Annotated in this window: 24 protein-coding genes; 7 read left to right on the top strand and 17 right to left on the bottom strand. The window is 37.1% G+C overall.

All coding sequences use genetic code 11. The features are described from left to right. Positions 1 to 58: 58 nt before the first annotated feature. Complete coding sequence (locus tag P7V56_RS06920) at positions 59 to 1,282, top strand: serine hydrolase domain-containing protein (RefSeq protein ID WP_171222416.1); 1,224 nt, start codon at positions 59 to 61, stop codon at positions 1,280 to 1,282. A 6-nt stretch (positions 1,283 to 1,288) separates the two neighbouring features. Here the strand turns inward: P7V56_RS06920 and P7V56_RS06915 are convergent, their stop codons facing one another. After that, positions 1,289 to 2,128 carry a CvfB family protein gene (locus P7V56_RS06915; RefSeq protein ID WP_171222415.1) on the bottom strand — a complete coding sequence of 280 codons (840 nt, stop codon included), beginning with the start codon at positions 2,126 to 2,128 and terminating at the stop codon, positions 1,289 to 1,291. A gap of 118 nt (positions 2,129 to 2,246) precedes the next feature. Between P7V56_RS06915 and P7V56_RS06910 the strand changes: the two genes are divergently transcribed. The 3 genes from P7V56_RS06910 to P7V56_RS06900 are packed head-to-tail and all read left to right on the top strand — an operon-like array spanning position 2,247 to position 4,241. Further along, positions 2,247 to 2,741: an RNA polymerase sigma factor gene (locus P7V56_RS06910; RefSeq protein ID WP_171222414.1), complete on the top strand. Its 495-nt coding sequence runs from the start codon at positions 2,247 to 2,249 to the stop codon at positions 2,739 to 2,741. A gap of 5 nt (positions 2,742 to 2,746) precedes the next feature. Continuing rightward, positions 2,747 to 3,385: a DUF8845 family protein gene (locus tag P7V56_RS06905; RefSeq protein ID WP_171222413.1), complete on the top strand. Its 639-nt coding sequence runs from the start codon at positions 2,747 to 2,749 to the stop codon at positions 3,383 to 3,385. Position 3,386: 1 nt separating this feature from the next. Beyond that, complete coding sequence (locus P7V56_RS06900; RefSeq protein ID WP_171222412.1) at positions 3,387 to 4,241, top strand: TraB/GumN family protein; 855 nt, start codon at positions 3,387 to 3,389, stop codon at positions 4,239 to 4,241. Positions 4,242 to 4,360: 119 nt separating this feature from the next. On the opposite strand, the gene P7V56_RS06895 is transcribed toward P7V56_RS06900, so the two are convergent. Both P7V56_RS06895 and P7V56_RS06890 read right to left on the bottom strand, forming a co-directional pair. Continuing rightward, positions 4,361 to 5,194 (bottom strand): lysophospholipid acyltransferase family protein, encoded by an 834-nt coding sequence (locus P7V56_RS06895; RefSeq protein WP_171222411.1) that lies wholly within the window; start codon positions 5,192 to 5,194, stop codon positions 4,361 to 4,363. A 53-nt stretch (positions 5,195 to 5,247) separates the two neighbouring features. After that, complete coding sequence (locus P7V56_RS06890) at positions 5,248 to 5,886, bottom strand: NUDIX hydrolase (protein WP_171222410.1); 639 nt, start codon at positions 5,884 to 5,886, stop codon at positions 5,248 to 5,250. 68 nt (positions 5,887 to 5,954) lie between these two features. Between P7V56_RS06890 and P7V56_RS06885 the strand changes: the two genes are divergently transcribed. Continuing rightward, positions 5,955 to 6,398, top strand: coding sequence for a DUF4268 domain-containing protein (locus P7V56_RS06885; protein ID WP_171222409.1), 444 nt, complete (start codon positions 5,955 to 5,957; stop codon positions 6,396 to 6,398). Here the strand turns inward: P7V56_RS06885 and P7V56_RS06880 are convergent. Further along, entirely contained in the window at positions 6,395 to 6,691 is a 297-nt protein-coding gene (locus P7V56_RS06880; RefSeq protein ID WP_171222408.1) for a DciA family protein, read from the bottom strand. The two genes, P7V56_RS06885 and P7V56_RS06880, sit on opposite strands and share 4 nt — an antisense overlap. Further along, complete coding sequence (locus P7V56_RS06875; RefSeq protein ID WP_171222407.1) at positions 6,691 to 7,107, bottom strand: hypothetical protein; 417 nt, start codon at positions 7,105 to 7,107, stop codon at positions 6,691 to 6,693. Before P7V56_RS06875 ends, P7V56_RS06880 begins: the two co-directional genes overlap by 1 nt. 128 nt (positions 7,108 to 7,235) lie before the next feature. Between P7V56_RS06875 and P7V56_RS06870 the strand changes: the two genes are divergently transcribed. Beyond that, positions 7,236 to 8,312 carry a serine hydrolase domain-containing protein gene (locus tag P7V56_RS06870; RefSeq protein WP_171222406.1) on the top strand — a complete coding sequence of 359 codons (1,077 nt, stop codon included), beginning with the start codon at positions 7,236 to 7,238 and terminating at the stop codon, positions 8,310 to 8,312. 6 nt (positions 8,313 to 8,318) lie between these two features. On the opposite strand, the gene P7V56_RS06865 is transcribed toward P7V56_RS06870, so the two are convergent. The 10 genes from P7V56_RS06865 to P7V56_RS06820 all read right to left on the bottom strand — a co-directional run bounded on the left by P7V56_RS06865 (position 8,319) and on the right by P7V56_RS06820 (position 14,142). Beyond that, entirely contained in the window at positions 8,319 to 8,501 is a 183-nt protein-coding gene (locus P7V56_RS06865) for a hypothetical protein (protein WP_304986207.1), read from the bottom strand. A gap of 5 nt (positions 8,502 to 8,506) precedes the next feature. Next, positions 8,507 to 9,460 (bottom strand): signal recognition particle-docking protein FtsY, encoded by a 954-nt coding sequence (gene ftsY, locus P7V56_RS06860; protein WP_171222405.1) that lies wholly within the window; start codon positions 9,458 to 9,460, stop codon positions 8,507 to 8,509. A 130-nt stretch (positions 9,461 to 9,590) separates the two neighbouring features. Further along, entirely contained in the window at positions 9,591 to 9,743 is a 153-nt protein-coding gene (locus P7V56_RS06855; protein ID WP_171222404.1) for a DUF4295 domain-containing protein, read from the bottom strand. A 47-nt stretch (positions 9,744 to 9,790) separates the two neighbouring features. After that, positions 9,791 to 9,973 carry a 50S ribosomal protein L33 gene (rpmG, locus tag P7V56_RS06850; protein ID WP_131475924.1) on the bottom strand — a complete coding sequence of 61 codons (183 nt, stop codon included), beginning with the start codon at positions 9,971 to 9,973 and terminating at the stop codon, positions 9,791 to 9,793. A 26-nt stretch (positions 9,974 to 9,999) separates the two neighbouring features. Continuing rightward, positions 10,000 to 10,236, bottom strand: a complete 237-nt coding sequence (gene rpmB / locus P7V56_RS06845) for a 50S ribosomal protein L28 (RefSeq protein ID WP_304986206.1) — start codon at positions 10,234 to 10,236, stop codon at positions 10,000 to 10,002. A 161-nt stretch (positions 10,237 to 10,397) separates the two neighbouring features. Then, positions 10,398 to 11,651 carry a CinA family nicotinamide mononucleotide deamidase-related protein gene (locus P7V56_RS06840; RefSeq protein ID WP_171222402.1) on the bottom strand — a complete coding sequence of 418 codons (1,254 nt, stop codon included), beginning with the start codon at positions 11,649 to 11,651 and terminating at the stop codon, positions 10,398 to 10,400. 213 nt (positions 11,652 to 11,864) lie between these two features. Further along, complete coding sequence (locus P7V56_RS06835; protein WP_171222401.1) at positions 11,865 to 12,209, bottom strand: Hpt domain-containing protein; 345 nt, start codon at positions 12,207 to 12,209, stop codon at positions 11,865 to 11,867. Beyond that, complete coding sequence (locus P7V56_RS06830) at positions 12,209 to 12,820, bottom strand: fumarylacetoacetate hydrolase family protein (protein ID WP_171222400.1); 612 nt, start codon at positions 12,818 to 12,820, stop codon at positions 12,209 to 12,211. The genes P7V56_RS06835 and P7V56_RS06830 overlap by 1 nt, the downstream gene beginning before the upstream one ends. A 76-nt stretch (positions 12,821 to 12,896) precedes the next feature. After that, complete coding sequence (locus P7V56_RS06825) at positions 12,897 to 13,670, bottom strand: 3'-5' exonuclease (RefSeq protein WP_171222399.1); 774 nt, start codon at positions 13,668 to 13,670, stop codon at positions 12,897 to 12,899. Positions 13,671 to 13,806: 136 nt separating this feature from the next. Further along, on the bottom strand, positions 13,807 to 14,142 hold the full coding sequence (locus P7V56_RS06820; protein ID WP_171222398.1) for a helix-turn-helix domain-containing protein: 336 nt from the start codon (positions 14,140 to 14,142) through the stop codon (positions 13,807 to 13,809). A gap of 260 nt (positions 14,143 to 14,402) precedes the next feature. Here P7V56_RS06820 and P7V56_RS06815 point away from each other — a divergent pair, with 260 nt between their 5' ends. After that, positions 14,403 to 14,900: a hypothetical protein gene (locus tag P7V56_RS06815; protein WP_171222397.1), complete on the top strand. Its 498-nt coding sequence runs from the start codon at positions 14,403 to 14,405 to the stop codon at positions 14,898 to 14,900. 17 nt (positions 14,901 to 14,917) lie between these two features. On the opposite strand, the gene P7V56_RS06810 is transcribed toward P7V56_RS06815, so the two are convergent. Both P7V56_RS06810 and P7V56_RS06805 read right to left on the bottom strand, forming a co-directional pair. Continuing rightward, entirely contained in the window at positions 14,918 to 16,219 is a 1,302-nt protein-coding gene (locus tag P7V56_RS06810; RefSeq protein WP_171222396.1) for a dihydrolipoamide acetyltransferase family protein, read from the bottom strand. 74 nt (positions 16,220 to 16,293) lie between these two features. Continuing rightward, complete coding sequence (locus P7V56_RS06805) at positions 16,294 to 17,454, bottom strand: glycosyltransferase family 2 protein (protein ID WP_171222395.1); 1,161 nt, start codon at positions 17,452 to 17,454, stop codon at positions 16,294 to 16,296. Positions 17,455 to 17,479 lie beyond the last annotated feature (25 nt).

Raw genomic sequence — 17,479 nt, 5'->3', positions numbered from 1 at the left:
ACAACGATTTAGAATTTAAAGGTTTTAATTTCGGTTAAATATTGGTATTATTGCAACCATGAAGCTTACCCTGATTTCCTTTTTTCTAAGCACGCTATTGTATTTTTCCGGCCCAATGGTCGGAACCCGACAATTCGTTTCTGAAAACCTTGCAAATCTTGACACTACTCTGATTACAATTCCTTTTAATGTCAAATTCGGCTTGGTTTCAGAAGCTTACATCAACGAAAAGAAACCCAAAATTGATTCATTTTACCACAAATTCATCAATTCGCCTTACTACAGCGGAAGTTTTTTGGTGGCCAAAAACGGCCGAATCATTTATGAAGATTACAGGGGATTTTCCAATGCCAAAACCGGAAAAAAAATCGATGCCAATACCGCTATTCACTTGGCTTCTGTGAGCAAAGTTTTGACGGCTACAGCCATCTTAAAATTGGTACAAGACGACAATATTATGCTCGACCAAAAAGTAACCGATTGGATTCCGAAATTCCCTTATAAAAACACCACCATCAGGACTTTGCTGAACCACAGAAGCGGTTTGCCGCACTACTCCAACTTTCCCGGTATAATGAAAAAAGCCTGGAACCGAAAAAAGGTGTTGACTAATAAAGATATTTTGGATTTGATGATCAAGCAAAAATTCAAACCCGTTTTTGCTGATAATACCCGCTTTGATTATTGCAATACCAACTATGTCATTTTGGCCCTAGTCATCGAAAGAGCTACCGGTCAAAACTTTCGCGACGCCATGCAAACCCTGATTTTCAAACCGCTTGGTATGAAAAACACTTTTGTTTTTAATTATGAAACCGACCGAGATACCGTTTGTAAATCTTACCGTGGCAGCAATATTTTTCCTTGGGATCAATATGACAACTTGCATGGTGATAAAAACATTTACTCAACACCCAGAGATTTAGTGAAGTTTGATTTGGCCACTTACTCTTCGGATTTCATCAAACCCGAATTATTGCAAGAAGCTTATTACGGTTATAGCGCCGCTAAGGTTGCCAAACCAATAAAAGATTATGGCTTAGGCATGCGCATGCGCTTTTTACCTCCAAACGGAGAAAAAATGGTTTACCACAACGGCTGGTGGCATGGCAATAATACCTCCTTTATACCGGTCAAAAAAGATACCGTGACCGTGATTTGTTTGGGCAATAAATATTCTAACCGACCTTATGCTACCTTGAGTATGGTGAGTAGTCTTTTTTATCAAAAGAAAACCGAAATTGAAACTCCGGTGCCGACCGAGTTAGAAATGAAAGAGTAAATTAGTTTAAATTTTAACTTCAGGAACCAAATAGATTCCGTCTTCTTTAAGTTCGATGCGCTTTTCTTTGTACAAGGCACCAATGGCTTTCTTGAAAGTCTTTTTGCTCATTTTCAATACCGTTTTGATATCTTCCGGATGGCTATTGTCTGTTAGACGTAAAAAACCTCTGCTAGCTCTGAGTTCGTCTAGTATTTTTTCGGCATTCGGTTCTACATTGCGGTAACCGAATTTATGCAAAGTGACATCTATTTTATTATCGGGACGAATAGCTTTAATATAACCCGTCATTCTATCGCCTGGCTTTATATCCTCGTAAACTTGGTCTTTGTAAAGCAACCCTTTATGTTGGTCGTTGATAATTACATTAATCCCAACTTCTGTAATATGTGAAATAATCAAATCTACCTCATCGCCTACGGCAACAGTCAAATTATCATTATTCAAAAACTGATTGGTTTTACTCGAAGCTACGATTCTATTGGTCTTTTCATCGATATAGGCAAATACCAAATAGCGTTTGCCTTTTTCCATTGGACGGGCTTGTTCTTTAAAGGGCACAAAAAGGTCTTTCTCCAAACCCCAATCTAGAAAAGCCCCAAATTTATTGACGTAATTTACGCGAAGTAAACCAAATTCATCCATCAAAATATAAGGTTCCAAAGTCGTAGCCACCGGTCTTTCTTCGTGGTCAAGGTATACAAACACTATAATTTCATCGCCTATAGTATATTCCTTTGGCACATATTTTAACGGAAGTAACACATCGGTCGTGCCATCGGTTAAAAAGAGTCCGACTTTGGTTTCTCGGGCTATGGTAAGCGTGTTGTAATGTCCTATTTTCATTTTGAGTGACGGTAATTTTCTGCTGCAAAGATAGCGAAATTAGAAACTTGAATTTGAATAATAAAAAATGTAGTTTTACTAAGTGTAACAAAACAAGGACTTACACTACTAACGGGCTATGAGTGACAACCTAGAACAATCATTTGTAAAACAGCTAAAGGAAAACCAGAACATCATCCACAAGATATGTCGGTTATACACCAATGGCGAAGATGCGCACAATGATCTGTTTCAGGAAATAACCATTCAGCTATGGAAAGCCTTCCCAAAGTTTAGAGGAGAATCTAAATTTTCTACTTGGGCTTATCGCGTAGCATTAAACACTGCCATTACACTGTACCGAAAAAGTACTCGAACCGTTTCGACAGTTACTTACGAAGGACAAAAACATTTCTTAAGTCAGGAAGATTACAATTTAGAAGAAGAAGAACAAATCAAATTGATGTACCAAGCGGTGCAACAGTTGAATGATATTGAAAAAGCGTTGGTATTTCTTTATCTTGAAGATAAGGATTACACCGAAATATCAGAAACATTGGGGATTAGCGAAGTCAATGCCCGTGTAAAAATGAACAGAATCAAAGGAAAATTAAAAAAGATATTAAATCCCTAAGGATTATGGAAGAGTTGGATTTATTAAAAAAAGCCTGGAAAAAGGACACCCATTCTTACGAGCAGGTTTCGGAGAGTGAGATTTACAATATGCTACACAGGAAATCATCATCTATTGTGAAATGGATTTTGATCATTAGCATACTTGAGTTTGCGCTATGGGCTTTATTTAGCATATTGTTCAATACCGAAGAAGCCATAAAAAATTTACATGCCGAAAATTTTGCCGTCTATCTAAAGATATTAACCTATGTAAATTACGTAGTAGTAGTTCTGTTTATTTTTAGCTTTTACCGAAACTACGCTAAGATTTCCACCATTACTTCAACCAAACAGTTGATGCAAGATATTATCAGAACACGGAAAACGGTACAATATTACGTTTGGTACAACTTGTTTATGATTTTTATCAGTACCATTTTAGGCTTTGTGATGGCCTTTGTTTACAATCCGGAAATGGCACCGTTGAAATATAAAATTGCCCACGAAGACAGTTACTATACCCTGACTATTACCATCTGTATGATAGTAGCTACTGTAGTGGTATTTGTTGGCGGATTTTGGTTGATATACCGACTCCTTTACGGTATCCTGCTGCGCAAACTCAACGCCAATTATAAAGAACTTAAAAAAATAGATTTATAATATGAAAAAAGTACTACTGTTTGTTTGTTCGCTTTTTATAGGTTTGGCTTATGGCCAAAAAAGTGAGAATTCGCTCTTGTGGAAAATCTCCGGAAACGGATTGTCAAAACCGTCTTATCTATTCGGAACCATTCACATTACTTGTGATGCTACGCTTTCGGAAAAAGTAAAAAAAGCTTTAGACAATACCGAGCAACTTTGCTTAGAACTCGATATGGATGATCCCGGCATGCAAGGACAAATGCTCAACAGCATGATGATGAAAGATGGTGTAACCATGAAATCCTTAACCACCGAAGCCGATTTTAAAATAGTAGATGCTTTTTTGACCAATAATATTGGCTACTCTGCCGAAATCCTCAACCCGGTTAAACCGTTTATGATTGCCACCATGTTGTATCCTAAAATGTTGGGGTGCGAAATGCAATCGGTAGAAACCGAATTGATGGCAATAGCCAAAGCGCAAAACGAAGAAGTGATAGGATTAGAAACCGTAGCCGAACAGTTGGCTGTTTTTGACGCCATACCGTACAAAGAACAAATGAACGAACTGGTAATTACCGCCAAAGACAATATGCAACGCGATAAAACAGAGCTCAATGAAATGATGGCACTTTACCAAACCGAAAATGTGGAAGCCATGTTGACCTTTACCGAGAAATCACCGAACGTAATGACGTCAAAATACATTGATATAATGCTCAACAACCGAAACAATAATTGGATTAGCCGAATAGATAAAATTGCCAAAACCAAACCTACTTTCTTTGGCGTAGGAGCCGCACACCTAGGAGGTAAACAAGGCGTAATTGCTTTGCTCCGAAAAGCAGGTTTTACGGTAGAAGCGGTAAATTAATTTAGAGATACGTGACAAGTAAAAGTGATAAGTTAGCAATGGCTTAACCCTCTTTTATTTGCTATTAAAAATGAATATTACCTCCCAACAAAAAAATCCCCTCAATACGAGGGGATTTTTTATTCTTCAACAATATCTTCTTTATCCACTTGCCATTTACGTAATTTATTGAGACGCTCTTGTTCGGCAATTTCTTCGGCGGGAATCACTTTTAAGAACGAAGGATGCTGCTCAATGGCATATTCTACTTTTTCTACAATTTGCTCTATGGTTTCGTTGTCGTAATCAATCACCAAAGGTTCTTTGATGATGAAGGATTGCAGGATATTTTTCTTTTTCACCCGTAGCCCTTTTTTGTCAAACGCCCGACGGAAACCGTCAATTACAATAGGCACTACGATAGGTTTGTGTTGTTTGATAATATGCGCCGTTCCTTTGCGCACCGGTTTAAAAGACTTGGTCGTTCCTTGCGGAAAGGTAATTACCCAACCGTCTTCAAGTGCTATGCGAATATTTTCGGTATCGTTAGGATTAACTTCTCGCTTTTCTTCAACATCTTTACCACCTGAACGCCAAGTACGTTCCACTGTTATAGCGCCTACATAGGCCAAAATTCTGGGCAACCAACCGTCTTTCATGGTTTCACTGGCAGCAACGTAGTAGATATTCATTTTGGGTTGCCATAAATAGCCTACGTTTTTAATATTGTCAACTCGCCCTGATAGACTGGCATTGAACACGTGAAACATGGCTACGACATCGGCAAAGTACGTTTGGTGATTGGAGATAAAGAGTACATTTTTATCAGGCAAGCCTTTGATGATTTCAGAACCTTCGATATGAAGTTCGTTAAAACCGCGATACCTGCGGTGCGTCAAAGCTCCGAAGATACGAATTAACCATTTTTTGATAAAGAGTATATGACCAAAAGGATTTCGTTTCAATAATCCCATAATTCATTTTTTAGTCCCGACGTTTCGGGATGCAAATCTACAAAAACTAAAACTTATAAAACCAATTTAAGAGTATCTTTCAATTCGCTCAACATCATGGCTGTTGCGCCCCAAACGAAATGTTCCTTTACCTGAAATCCGGGCACTTCAATACTTCCGGCATAAGAGGTTTTCATAGTGGTATTGACAATGATACTGTCGTCCATAAAATCGGCAAAAGGAAATTCAACTAAACCTGCTACTTCATCTTCTTGTAAAATAAACTCCAATTCGCTTTCACTATAACCCAAATAAGGATAAACCATAAAATTACTCGGTGGAATATACACTTCGGTAAAAGCACGAATGACATTAACACTATTAGGATGAACCCCTATTTCCTCATGGGTTTCTCTGAGTGCAGTTTGGCTTAAATCGGCATCAAAATCCTCAACCTTTCCACCCGGAAAAGCAATTTGAGAAGAATGTACTCCGTTATAACTAGTTCGAAGAATGAGTGCCAAATGGGTTTGCGAAGCTTTAGGATAAAGAAGCATCAATACGGCGGCTTGTTTTGGGGTTACTTTGCTAAAATCGGTTGCTTTGATTAAATCTAATCGGTTGGCCGGTGCCATTTTTGCATGGGCAAGCGTTGCGGGTAGCGCGACATTTTGTATTTTTGGCGTGTATTTTAAAAACTCCTCAAAGTGCATCGTACCTAGTTTTAGAAATATAAAGTTACCTTAAAAAAATAATCCAAACCAACTTTTACACTAATAAAATGTACAGCAAAGAAGAAGCCCAACGCATCAAAAAGGAATTTTGGACCGCATTTGCCGAAGCTTATCCGAGAAAATGGTTGTTGTATGATACTAAAATTAAAGACTTTACATTCAAATTTTATATCGATAATAAAAAGGCACAAGTGCTTTTAGACATTGAGCCAAAAGACGAAGAAAAGCGCAAAATTTATTTTGAAAAAATAGAATCCCTGAAAACTATCTTGCTTGAAGAATACTTGTCGGAAGCGGTATTAGAGCGTAATTTTTACCTGGAAAACGGGAAAGTGATTAGCAGAATTTGGGTCGAAAAATTGGGCGTAAGCCTAAACAACAAAAGTAATTGGCCGGAGATTTTTGAGTTCTTCAGCGATACCATGACGCAGTTTGAAGTTTTCTTCTACGAATACGAAGACTACATTAAAGATTTGGAAACCAACACTTAACGAAGGATTATATCTTTGACCACTTCTTTGCGCAATTCCTCATTAATCATGGTGATGATTTTTTGTTTGCCGTAACTCAACTCTTCGCGTAAAACAGCTGAAGTTAAAGAAACGTATAAAGTTGAACCTTTTAAAACCACTTCCTTGGTATAACTGTTGACACCATTGCCCATCAACGATTTCCAAGCTTGCTGCACGTCAATTTTGTCCATACCGCCTTGGAGTTTATTGGTCTCAATAAACGCTTTTAAAACGTCGCCTATCGAACTTTCGTTGCTGAGTCTTTTGGCCATTACTTTAAAGAAAAAGGTTTGAATTTTTTATAAGTATAAATAAGGTTTTGCTTGTTTTTAAGTACCAAAGTCGAATCTTCTAAAGTAATGATTTCCTCTTTCCATTGACGGTAATTGGTTTTGTATTCTATAAAAAAAGCACTCTTCTTTTGAAGCACTATGATACATTCTTTTATGCCGTTGGTTTTATAGGTTCCGTCAAATTGCGGCATTACTTTTTGGCGAAAGCCCGCATTGTTTTTAACTTCAAAAAAATCGATGGTTTCATTGACTTTATAGTCTTTATTTTCGCCATTGGCCAAAGTCACTTGCTTGATTTCCCAATAACCGTTAAGCTTAGTCAAGTCTTCCTTTTTGACATCAGCTTGGCAAGAAATTAATAAAAAAGTAAGAAATACGAAAGCTATTCTTCTCATGGTTATGGTATTTTAACGCTTTCACAAATTTAATTTTTTAAGTTTAGAAAGCGAGCAAAATAAAAATTAATATTATCAACATTAAACTATTTAGTACATTTAAAGTCCAAAGAAAAAATTCCAATAAAATGAGAAAGATATACCTACTTGCTTTAGTTTCCTTTTTAATGTTGAATTGCAGTTCAGACTCTTCTGAAAGCGAACCAATTAACGAACAAATGTACTTTCCGCCGAGTGATGGCAGCAATACTTGGGAAACCAAATCTATAACCGACTTGGGTTGGAATCAAAATGCCGTTCAACCATTATTAGATTACTTGGAGCTGAAAAATACCAAATCGTTTATCATTTTGGTCAACGGAAGAATTGTGATGGAAAATTATTTCAATGGACATACTGCAACAACACCTTGGTATTGGGCAAGCGCCGGAAAAACACTTACAACAACTGTCACGGGAATTGCTCAAGACGAAGGATTAATCAACATAAACAATAAAGTTTCTGATTATTTGGGAACCGGTTGGACGAGTGCGCCATTGGCAAAGGAAAACCTGATTACTTGTAAAAATTTATTATCTATGAACTCAGGGTTGAATGATGCTTTGGGAGATGATGTTTCTCCGGCCAATTTACAATATGTAGCCGATGCAGGAACCCGATGGGCATACCACAATGTATATGTAAAATTGCAAGATGTAGTAGCTCAAGCCAGTGGGCAAACTTGGAGCAATTATTTCAATACGAAACTGAGAGACCGAATCGGAATGACCGGTGGCGCTTGGATTAACAACGATGGTTTGAGTGTTTATTGGAGTACGAGTAGAAACATGGCACGTTTTGGTTTGTTGTCGTTAAATCAAGGAAAATGGAACGGAACAACCATTGTAAACAGTAACTACTTTAACCAAGCTACTACAACATCACAAACTTTAAATCAGGCATATGGTTATTTGTGGTGGTTGAATGGCAAATCTTCTTATCGCTTACCCGGTCTTCAATTTGAATTTAATGGTACCTTAATGTCGAATGCGCCTAGTGATATGTATGCCGCTTTGGGTAAAAACGATCAAAAAATTTATGTGGTTCCGAGTATGAAAATGGTTATTATCCGAATGGGAGATGTAGCCAATCCGGATAATCCAACGTTTGCCTTATCGGGTTTTGATAATGAATTGTGGGATAAAATCAATGATTTATACCAATAGCAAGGATTACTTTTTATTGAAATATTTTATCACTGCGTAGATAAATAATAAGAAGCCAATTAGCCTTAATCCCAAGAAAATACTAGGCAATGGCTTTTCAATAAAATGAGCAATTCCTGAAAGTATAAAACTTATCAAAACCAATTTTAAAGGAGTGGCTTCAGTAAAAAAAGAGAGTGCTTTGTTCATGTTATTTATTTAAAAAACGAATCTACAAATTCAAATTTATTAAAAACCTGTAAATCTTCAATACCTTCTCCTACGCCTATGTATTTTACCGGTATTTGAAATTGGTCAGAGATTCCGATTACTACACCGCCTTTGGCAGTACCGTCTAATTTGGTTACAGCTAAACACGACACTTCAGTGGCTGCAGTAAACTGTTTGGCTTGTTCAAAAGCATTTTGACCGGTCGAACCGTCTAAAACCAGCATCACATCGTGTGGTGCATCTTCTACTACTTTTTGCATTACGCGTTTTACTTTGGTCAGCTCATTCATCAAATTGACTTTGTTGTGCAAACGACCGGCGGTATCAATAATTACGATATCGGCATTTTGGGTTACGGCACTTTGAAGCGTATCAAAAGCCACAGAAGCAGGATCACTTCCCATTTGTTGTTTTACTAATGGCACGCCTACTCTATCGGCCCAAATTTGCAATTGGTCAATCGCTGCGGCACGGAAAGTATCGGCAGCACCGAGTACTACTTTATAACCGGCTTTATTGAATTGGTGGGCTAATTTTCCGATGGTGGTAGTTTTGCCGACACCATTTACACCAACCACCATTAAAACATAAGGTTTTTTGTTGGCAGGAATGGTGAACTCGCTTTCTTCTCCTGATTTGGTTTCCGAAAGTAAACCCGCAATTTCTTCTCTTAGAATTAAGTTTAATTCTTCTGTCCCAAGGTATTTATCACGAGAGACGCGCTCTTCGATTCTTTCGATGATTTTAAGGGTTGTATTCACGCCGACATCAGAAGACACTAATACTTCTTCCAAATTGTCTAAAACCTCATCATCTACTTTAGATTTTCCGGCTACGGCTTTGGTTAGTTTGGAAAAGAAAGACGTTTTGGTTTGTTCTAAACCTTTGTCTAAGGATTCCTTTTTCTCAGATGAAAATATTCTTTTGAAAAAACTCATTTTTAAATTTAGGAATTAGGATTTTAGGAATTAGGACAGCGCCTAAAACTTAACAAATATCTTGGGCAAATATAAAAATAAAAAAGCTACTTCCGAATGAAAGTAGCTTTACTATATAGTGATTGTTGAATTATTTCTTATTAAGGAAACTATCTACTTCTTCAGGAGTCATGATTGCTTCCTGGAAAGTGTATGCACCAGTTTTTGGAGATCTTACCATTTTGATTGCTTTGGTTAATCTTTTTGATGCTGTTTGTAACGTTGCAACGGTTTTCTTTGCCATGACTTATAATGTTTTATTTGAAATTTCTACTTGGTAAAAACCTCTAATTATTTGATTTCTTTGTGAACAGTCATTCTCTTTAAGATCGGATTAAATTTTTTAATCTCTAATCTGTCCGGAGTATTCTTTTTGTTTTTGTTGGTGATGTAACGAGAAGTTCCAGGAAGACCTGTTGCTTTGTGCTCTGTACACTCTAAAATTACTTGGATTCTATTACCTTTCTTTGCCATCTTACTTTATTTTTAAGGATTTCAGATTATTTAATAAATCCGTTAGCCTTTGCATTTTTCAATACAGCAGCCAATCCGTTTTTGTTGATTGTTTTAATTGTAGACGCAGCTACTCTAAGAGTAATCCATCTGTCTTCTTCAGCAAGATAGAAACGTCTTTTAACTAAGTTTACAGAAAATTTTCTCTTAGTTTTGTTCATAGCGTGGGAAACGTTATTTCCTACCATCGCTCTTTTACCTGTAAGGTCACAAACTCTTGACATTATGCTTTTCTTTTATCGTTATTCAAAATCAGGGTGCAAACTTACGCAAAATAAATCATTGTAACAAAAAAAATATAGCAGATTTTTTTCTTTTTTTTTATTTGCTTTTTTTCGGCAGAAAAGAAAGCCCTTATTTGGTTAGTAATCAGTATCAACTTCAGTTAGAGGGCATTTTTTAAAATTTCTTTTTGCAATAATTCTAACGCTTTATTTGCAGTTCTATCTATCACTTTTTCACGAGGTTGGCCAAAATTAAATTCGGACACCAACACTTCATTCGGTGTAGCCAAAGCAATAAAAACCACACCTACTTCCGCTTTTCCGGGCTCAGATGTTGGCCCGGCATTCCCGGTGGTTGCTAAAGCATAGTCGGTTTTCATCATTTTCTGAATATTGAACGCCATTGCTTTCGCCACTTCTGCACTCACCACATCGTGTTTATCAATTAACACAGCATCAATCCCGAGGACATTGATTTTGGTTTCTTTCGAATAACTAACAACGCTTCCGCGAAAATAATTAGACGCTCCGGCTACCGAAGACAACATTTGGGCAATTTTTCCACCGGTACAACTTTCGGCTGTGGCAATGGTTTTGTACTGTTGAGAAAGCAATTTACCTATCACAACCTCTATGGTTTCCTCTTCGTCAAAACCAACTATAATATCACCAATGATTTTAGTCAAAGAAATCACGTTCTCGTCAATTTTACTTTGCAATAGTTCTTTGTTATTGCCACGGGCTGTGAGTCGCAATCTGACTTTTCCGGGACTGGGCAAATAGGCTAATTTGATAAAATTGGGCAAACTATTTTCCCATTCTTCTATTTTTTCGGCTATTCTGCTTTCTCCTTCTCCATAAGTCATGATGGTTTTGTGGAGAATATAAGGCCGTTTGTATTCTTGAACTACTTTGGGAATAATTTCAAAATCAACCAAGTACTTCATTTCATAAGGCACTCCGGGCAACGAAATATAGACTGTATTATCTTTTTTCATCCACATTCCCGGTGCTGTTCCCATTTTGTTAAAAAGTACTTCACATTTGGAAGGAACCAAAGCTTGGTCACGATTTAACTGGGTAATCGGTCGCTTGTAAAAACCTTCAATGATTTCCGTGACATGAGCTAAAACAGCTTTATCTTCGACTAAAGTATCTTCAAAATACTCGCAGAATGTTTTTTTGGTAATATCATCTTTTGTTGGTCCTAAACCACCGGTGATGATGACCAAATCAACTTTATTCTGTAGAGAGGAAAAAGTATCGAGTATGTGTTGTTTGTCATCGGAAATGGAAAGCATTTCGTGGGTTTGTACACCAATTTTATCCAAAGCTTTGGCGATGTAACTCGAATTGGTATCAACAATTTGTCCGATGAGAATTTCGTCGCCGATGGTGACTATGGTTGCTTTCATTCGATTGTTAATAATTGTTTTTCAATGGTATCATGCAGTCACTTCACTCGTATCATTCTTAAAGGTTCTGAGGCGCTAAGGTTTGTATTTAGTTTACAAAGAAACGAATTGATAACTATTTAGCCCCGGTTGGAGTGTAAATCCTCGAAGAGATTGAAACGGAAAACGGGAACTGCCATAACTGATAGTTCCCGAACCATTCGCTCTTAATTTTTATACTTCGAAATCTTTTTTGATTTCTTTAATGGCTTTTTCCACTTGACTTTGAATGCTGGCGAAAGTATCGTTGATTTCTTTGCGTTTGCCTTCTCTTTTGGTCCAAGCTTCTACTTGAAGAATTTCTTCAAATGCCACAGACATTCCCAATAAATCAAGCGTTGGTTTGATCTTGTGTGCATAGGCGTAAGCCAATTTATGGTCTTTTTCTTTGATACCCAATTCAATTTGTTTCAGGTCTTCGGGGACTTCGGTAACGAACAGGGTGATGATTTGCATTACAAATTCGGGATCGTTGTCTGAAAGTGCGTAAACTTTCGCTAGGTTGTAGTTTATAGCCATTATTTTATGTGTAATCTTAGTAGTTTTTTATCTTCTATAAATCCTTCGAGGATATCATTTGGCAACACTTTGGCTACTCCTTCGGGAGTTCCTGTAAAAATAATATCTCCTTTTTTCAGGGTGAAATACTGTGAAACGTAGGAGATAATTTCATCAATTTTCCACAACATGTGGCCGGTATTTCCTTTTTGAACGGTTTTTCCGTTATTAGTCAACTCAAAAGTAATATTTTCCACCGAATTAAAATGATTTATCGGTAGAAAGTCACCAATTACCGCTGAACCGTCAAAAGCCTTAGCTTTTTCCCAAGGTAAACCCTTCTCTTTCAGCTTGTTTTGAATATCTCTAGCGGTAAAATCTATCCCTAATCCAATCTCGTCGTAGTACTTGTGGGCAAACTTTGTATCGATATATTTCCCCATTTTATTAATCTTGACAATCACTTCAATCTCATGGTGAATATCATTACTGAATTCCGGAATGACAAATGGGGCTTTATCGGGTAAAATCGCTGAATCGGGTTTCATAAAAATTACCGGTGCTTCCGGACGCTCATTGTTGAGTTCGGCTATGTGGTTTACGTAATTTCTTCCGATACAGATGATTTTCATTCTTTATAGTGATTGGTAATTAATAATTGGTAATTAGTGAAAGACTGCTAATCACTAATTACTATTCACTAATCACTCAATTTTTAGTATTTAATTTTCTTAATTTGATTCCCGTTAAAACCTTTTTAGTGTATAAAGGAAACTCGGCATTTTGTATCCAACCGAAATAACCCGGTTCTTTGTCTAAAACCTCATCGACTAAAGCTCCTTTGTGTTTACCAAAGGTAAATATTTCTTTTCCTTCGGCATTCAACGCAATAAAACCGGCAAAATCTACCGATTTCTTACGGGTAGTAAACTCAGAAAGCACTTTCATATCGTTTTCTAAATCTTCGTAACGGTCTAATTGCGCTTTGAGGATTTCATAAGTTGCCATCGTGTCTGCTTCAGCGCTGTGGGCATTTTCAAGGTTTCCGTTGCAATAAAACTTATAGGCTGCACTCAGCGTTCTTTCTTCTTTTTTGTGGAAAATAGTTTGCACATCAACTGATACGCGGTTTTTCATGTCAAAATCGACCTCGGCACGCAACAATTCTTCTGCCAATAAAGGAATGTCAAATCGGTCCGAATTAAATCCGGCCAAATCGGTGTCTTTAATCATGGCATGAATTTGACCTGCCAATTCTTTGAAAGTGGGCTCATTGGCTACTTTTTCATTAGAAATACCGTGTACGGCTGTGGCTTGCGGTGGAATTGGAATCGTAGGATTCACCAACCAGGTTTTGCTTTCTTTGTTTCCGTTAGGATAGACTTTGAAAATCGAAATTTCTACGATTCGGTCTTTAGCGACATCAATTCCGGTGGTCTCTAAGTCGAAGAAGCAAATGGGTCTGTTGAGTTTTAATTCCATTTTAAATTTTTATGCTCACAAATATAAAATATTGATGTTACCGTTTATCGATATTTTAATAAAGATTTATGATTTTACCATAAAAAAACCCATTCGAAAGAGGAATGGGTTGATTTATAATTGTTTGAATTTACAACTATTTTGGCGTATCAAATTTATTAATAAGTAAATCCATCTTTTTATGCAAGTCTTCAAAGAAATGATTGGGTGCTTTGATGATGATTTCGAAACCGTCATTTTTAAAATCAATTTTCGGGTGAGCTTGAACACTATTGTTTTGGTTTTCTTCGAATAAATAATCAATGGGAATCTCCAATGCATCAGCCAGTTTCTTAATGTACTCGTGCTTGATACTTTTGCCTTGTTCCCAATTACCGATAGTAACTTGACTCACGCCAACAGCATAAGCCAATGCTTCTTGGGAAATCTTTTTTTGCTCTCTAAGGGTTCTGATTTTGGTTCCGGTGGTCATAGTTAAGTGGGTTAGCGTTAAAAGTGTTTTGAGAAAGTAAATGCCTTAAGCAATTATACTAATAACGTGATAACTAACAATTTATTATATGACTTAGTCTGTTATTTTAATAATAAAACTTTTAATAATTAGCCACTCTCTTTTGAAGATTATCAGGTTTCTTTTAGGAATTTGAAATCACTATCCGCAACTTTACTCTTTAATTTAAAACCTCAAAATGACATGGAAAGCTTTACGTAATCTCTAAAACAACTTTCATCATGAAACCATTTGAAAAACGTAAAGTAAAATTCCAAATTAAATCGGTCTTAATTGTCTTTTTGGCTATGCCAATAATGTCTAACGCCCAATCGGATCTTACTGCTATAGTAAGAGGTGGCGAAATTTTAGTAGGTGGTTTAATCACCATTTTCTCTTCTTCAAAAACCAATCCGAACAGCACTATTGTAGAAAGTGTTTGCATCAAAAACAAAATGACCGACAAAGTAACTTTAATCATTACACGGCAAACCGAAGAAGGCGATGAAATCAAAAAGGAATTGGTCATTCAAAAAGACAGTAAAGAATGTTTTTATGACTTACCCAAAGGTGTTTACACTTATGAAATACTATTGTCAAATGAAGAAATCTATAAAAAAGGGGAATACCGTTTTAAAGATAAAGTACTCATTACCTTGAGAGAAGACACTAAAGATGTGATAAAAGAAGTGGTAAAAGAGGAAGCCAAACAAGAAGAAACAAAAACCCCGACGGATTAGTCGGGGTTTTCTATTTTTTAATATTCTCTGTTTACATCAAAAGCTTCCAAATATTCCGCTACTCGTTTTACAAAACTTCCGCCAAGCGCGCCATCTACAACTCGGTGATCGTAACTGTGCGACAAGAACATTTTTTGGCGAATACCAATAAAATCGCCTTCCGGAGTTTCAATAACGGCTGGCACTTTTCTAATGGCTCCTAAAGCTAAGATTCCCACTTGCGGTTGGTTGATAATTGGTGTTCCGAATACAGAACCAAAAGTTCCAACATTCGTTACGGTATAAGTTCCACCTTGAGTATCGTCCGGTTTTAGTTTTCCGGCTTTCGCACGGTTTCCTAAATCGTTTACGGCTTTCGCCATACCTACCAAGTTCAATTGGTCTGCATTTTTAATTACCGGCACAATTAAGTTGCCGTTGGGTAACGCAGCCGCCATTCCCAAGTTGATATTTTTTCTTTTAATAATAAAGTCACCATCTACTGAAATATTCATTCCTGGGAAGTCTTTCAACGCTTTCGCCACGGCTTCCATGAAAATTGGTGTGAATGTCAGTTTCTCGCCTTCTCTTTTCTCGAAAGCATTTTTAACGCGATCTCTCCATTTTACAATATTGGTCACATCCACTTCAATAAACGATTGTACATGCGCCGAAGTTTGTACCGAAGCGACCATATAACCCGAAATTAGCTTGCGCATTCTGTCCATTTCCACAAGCTCGTCGCCGCCGTTAACTGAAACAGGTGTTGCGATTGGCGCAGTGGTTTTTGGCGCAGATGTACTAACCGGAACTGCTTGAGCTGCAGCAGCAGGTTGGCTTCCTCTGGTTTTGATATAATTTAAGATATCTTCTTTAGTCACACGTCCGTCTTTTCCTGAACCGGCTATGCTTTCCAATTCAGTTAATGAAATACCTTCCGCAGTCGCAATGTTTTTTACCAATGGCGAGAAGAATTTATCAGACGATTTAAAATCAGCCGGTGCAGCAATAGTTGTTGCAACTTCTATCGTCTTTTCAACTTCAGCAACCGGTGCAGTAACTTCCTGAGCTACCGGAGCAGCAGCAGCAACGCTTCCACCTTCAGTCTCAATAATCGCGATGGTTTGGCCTACTTTTACCACATCATTGACTTGGAATAAAATTTCGGCCAAAACACCCGAAACTTCGCTTGGAACTTCACTGTCAACCTTATCGGTAGCGATTTCCAAAACGGCTTCGTCGGCGTCGATTTTTTCGCCTACATTTTTTAACCAATTGGTAATGGTTGCTTCTGCAACGCTTTCTCCCATTTTGGGCAATTTCAATTCAAACTTTGCCATATTGATAATCTAAAGTTGTATTTTGTTGTTTCGCTTGCAAAATTAATAAAAGAAAAAGCGATTTTCGTGTTTTTCTATAAATTAATTACTTCTCCTCTATCGTTACTACTGTTGCTTCCTATGATGAAATTACTTTCAACGGGTAACATTTTAAAAGTGAACGACTTGTTTTTGTTTTCTTCCAAAAAGGCAATAGCTTTTTTAAAACCTAAATAATTGGTATCTAAAATAACCTCGGTATTCTTAGCCTTCGAAATCGTTTGCGAAATTACTATTTTCCCGTTTTCTAATGGCACTCTTTCAATACTTTTTTGCAATTTGGCCACTAATTTTTCCTTTATCGCTTCATTATCAGAAACTAAAATATACTGATTGGGTTTCACTTTAGGCTGTACTTTGCCTTTAAACACTTTCACTATAGAAAAATAAAAAGCACCAAAACGAGCCATGAGATTGAAAAACAAGGAGCGTTTAAAGTGCTTCTGATAGAAGTAATTCATAAATCCTCTGAAATGCTTCATGTAAGTCGCATCTTTCACTGTGCTTTCTCCTTTATAATGAATGACTGTCGTTTCGTGAAAGTAATAATTCTGTTTTTGCAACAACAATGCTCGATACGACAAATCAATATCGTCGGCATACATAAAACAATTTTCGTCAAAACCTCCTAATTCATTGTACAATTCGCGTTTCATCACCATAAATGCACCAACCAATATATCGACTTTTCCCGTTTGGTTTTCAGCTAAATCTTGAGCGTAATATTTATTGAACATCGATGACTTCGGGAAAATTTTGTACAAGCCAAAAATCTTAGTAAAAGCCACCCATGGTGTTGGAATACCGCGTTTGCTTTCCGGAAGAAAGTTTCCGGTGCCGTCGATGAGTTTGCAACCGATTATTCCAGTGTTCAGTTTCCAGTGTTCAGTGTTCAGTATTTTTTCAAACGTATCTTCGGCTACAACGGTGTCCGGATTTAAAATGCACAAATACTCACCTTTGGCTTCTTTAACCGCAATGTTATTGCCTTTAGGAAAACCGGCATTTTCTTTGTTTTCGATGAGTTTTACAGTCGGAAAACGCTGCTTCATCATGGCACAACTGTCATCGGAAGAGTTGTTGTCGATGACGATAATTTCGGCATCAATATTTTGAATGGCTTTTTGCACACTCAATACACACTGCTCTAAAAAGTAGCGCACGTTATAATTAAGAATGATGACCGATAGTTGCATTGGGCAAATATAATAGATTGTTAGA

Origin of the sequence: Flavobacterium sp. IMCC34852, from assembly GCF_030643905.1 — a bacterium.
GTDB classification, from domain to species: domain Bacteria; phylum Bacteroidota; class Bacteroidia; order Flavobacteriales; family Flavobacteriaceae; genus Flavobacterium; species Flavobacterium rivulicola.
The sequence above is the reverse complement of the archived record's forward strand: the minus strand, read 5'-3'. Positions and strand labels throughout refer to the sequence as shown.

What these genes read in the sequence shown, in the direction of transcription:
- P7V56_RS06920 (WP_171222416.1), top strand. Translation starts at nt 59, where the DNA reads ATGAAGCTTACCCTGATTTCCTTTTTTCTAAGCACGCTATTGTATTTT.
- P7V56_RS06915 (WP_171222415.1), bottom strand. Translation starts at nt 2,128, where the DNA reads ATGAAAATAGGACATTACAACACGCTTACCATAGCCCGAGAAACCAAA.
- P7V56_RS06910 (WP_171222414.1), top strand. Translation starts at nt 2,247, where the DNA reads ATGAGTGACAACCTAGAACAATCATTTGTAAAACAGCTAAAGGAAAAC.
- P7V56_RS06905 (WP_171222413.1), top strand. Translation starts at nt 2,747, where the DNA reads ATGGAAGAGTTGGATTTATTAAAAAAAGCCTGGAAAAAGGACACCCAT.
- P7V56_RS06900 (WP_171222412.1), top strand. Translation starts at nt 3,387, where the DNA reads ATGAAAAAAGTACTACTGTTTGTTTGTTCGCTTTTTATAGGTTTGGCT.
- P7V56_RS06895 (WP_171222411.1), bottom strand. Translation starts at nt 5,194, where the DNA reads ATGGGATTATTGAAACGAAATCCTTTTGGTCATATACTCTTTATCAAA.
- P7V56_RS06890 (WP_171222410.1), bottom strand. Translation starts at nt 5,886, where the DNA reads ATGCACTTTGAGGAGTTTTTAAAATACACGCCAAAAATACAAAATGTC.
- P7V56_RS06885 (WP_171222409.1), top strand. Translation starts at nt 5,955, where the DNA reads ATGTACAGCAAAGAAGAAGCCCAACGCATCAAAAAGGAATTTTGGACC.
- P7V56_RS06880 (WP_171222408.1), bottom strand. Translation starts at nt 6,691, where the DNA reads ATGGCCAAAAGACTCAGCAACGAAAGTTCGATAGGCGACGTTTTAAAA.
- P7V56_RS06875 (WP_171222407.1), bottom strand. Translation starts at nt 7,107, where the DNA reads ATGAGAAGAATAGCTTTCGTATTTCTTACTTTTTTATTAATTTCTTGC.
- P7V56_RS06870 (WP_171222406.1), top strand. Translation starts at nt 7,236, where the DNA reads ATGAGAAAGATATACCTACTTGCTTTAGTTTCCTTTTTAATGTTGAAT.
- P7V56_RS06865 (WP_304986207.1), bottom strand. Translation starts at nt 8,501, where the DNA reads ATGAACAAAGCACTCTCTTTTTTTACTGAAGCCACTCCTTTAAAATTG.
- ftsY (WP_171222405.1), bottom strand. Translation starts at nt 9,460, where the DNA reads ATGAGTTTTTTCAAAAGAATATTTTCATCTGAGAAAAAGGAATCCTTA.
- P7V56_RS06855 (WP_171222404.1), bottom strand. Translation starts at nt 9,743, where the DNA reads ATGGCAAAGAAAACCGTTGCAACGTTACAAACAGCATCAAAAAGATTA.
- rpmG (WP_131475924.1), bottom strand. Translation starts at nt 9,973, where the DNA reads ATGGCAAAGAAAGGTAATAGAATCCAAGTAATTTTAGAGTGTACAGAG.
- rpmB (WP_304986206.1), bottom strand. Translation starts at nt 10,236, where the DNA reads ATGTCAAGAGTTTGTGACCTTACAGGTAAAAGAGCGATGGTAGGAAAT.
- P7V56_RS06840 (WP_171222402.1), bottom strand. Translation starts at nt 11,651, where the DNA reads ATGAAAGCAACCATAGTCACCATCGGCGACGAAATTCTCATCGGACAA.
- P7V56_RS06835 (WP_171222401.1), bottom strand. Translation starts at nt 12,209, where the DNA reads ATGGCTATAAACTACAACCTAGCGAAAGTTTACGCACTTTCAGACAAC.
- P7V56_RS06830 (WP_171222400.1), bottom strand. Translation starts at nt 12,820, where the DNA reads ATGAAAATCATCTGTATCGGAAGAAATTACGTAAACCACATAGCCGAA.
- P7V56_RS06825 (WP_171222399.1), bottom strand. Translation starts at nt 13,670, where the DNA reads ATGGAATTAAAACTCAACAGACCCATTTGCTTCTTCGACTTAGAGACC.
- P7V56_RS06820 (WP_171222398.1), bottom strand. Translation starts at nt 14,142, where the DNA reads ATGACCACCGGAACCAAAATCAGAACCCTTAGAGAGCAAAAAAAGATT.
- P7V56_RS06815 (WP_171222397.1), top strand. Translation starts at nt 14,403, where the DNA reads ATGAAACCATTTGAAAAACGTAAAGTAAAATTCCAAATTAAATCGGTC.
- P7V56_RS06810 (WP_171222396.1), bottom strand. Translation starts at nt 16,219, where the DNA reads ATGGCAAAGTTTGAATTGAAATTGCCCAAAATGGGAGAAAGCGTTGCA.
- P7V56_RS06805 (WP_171222395.1), bottom strand. Translation starts at nt 17,454, where the DNA reads ATGCAACTATCGGTCATCATTCTTAATTATAACGTGCGCTACTTTTTA.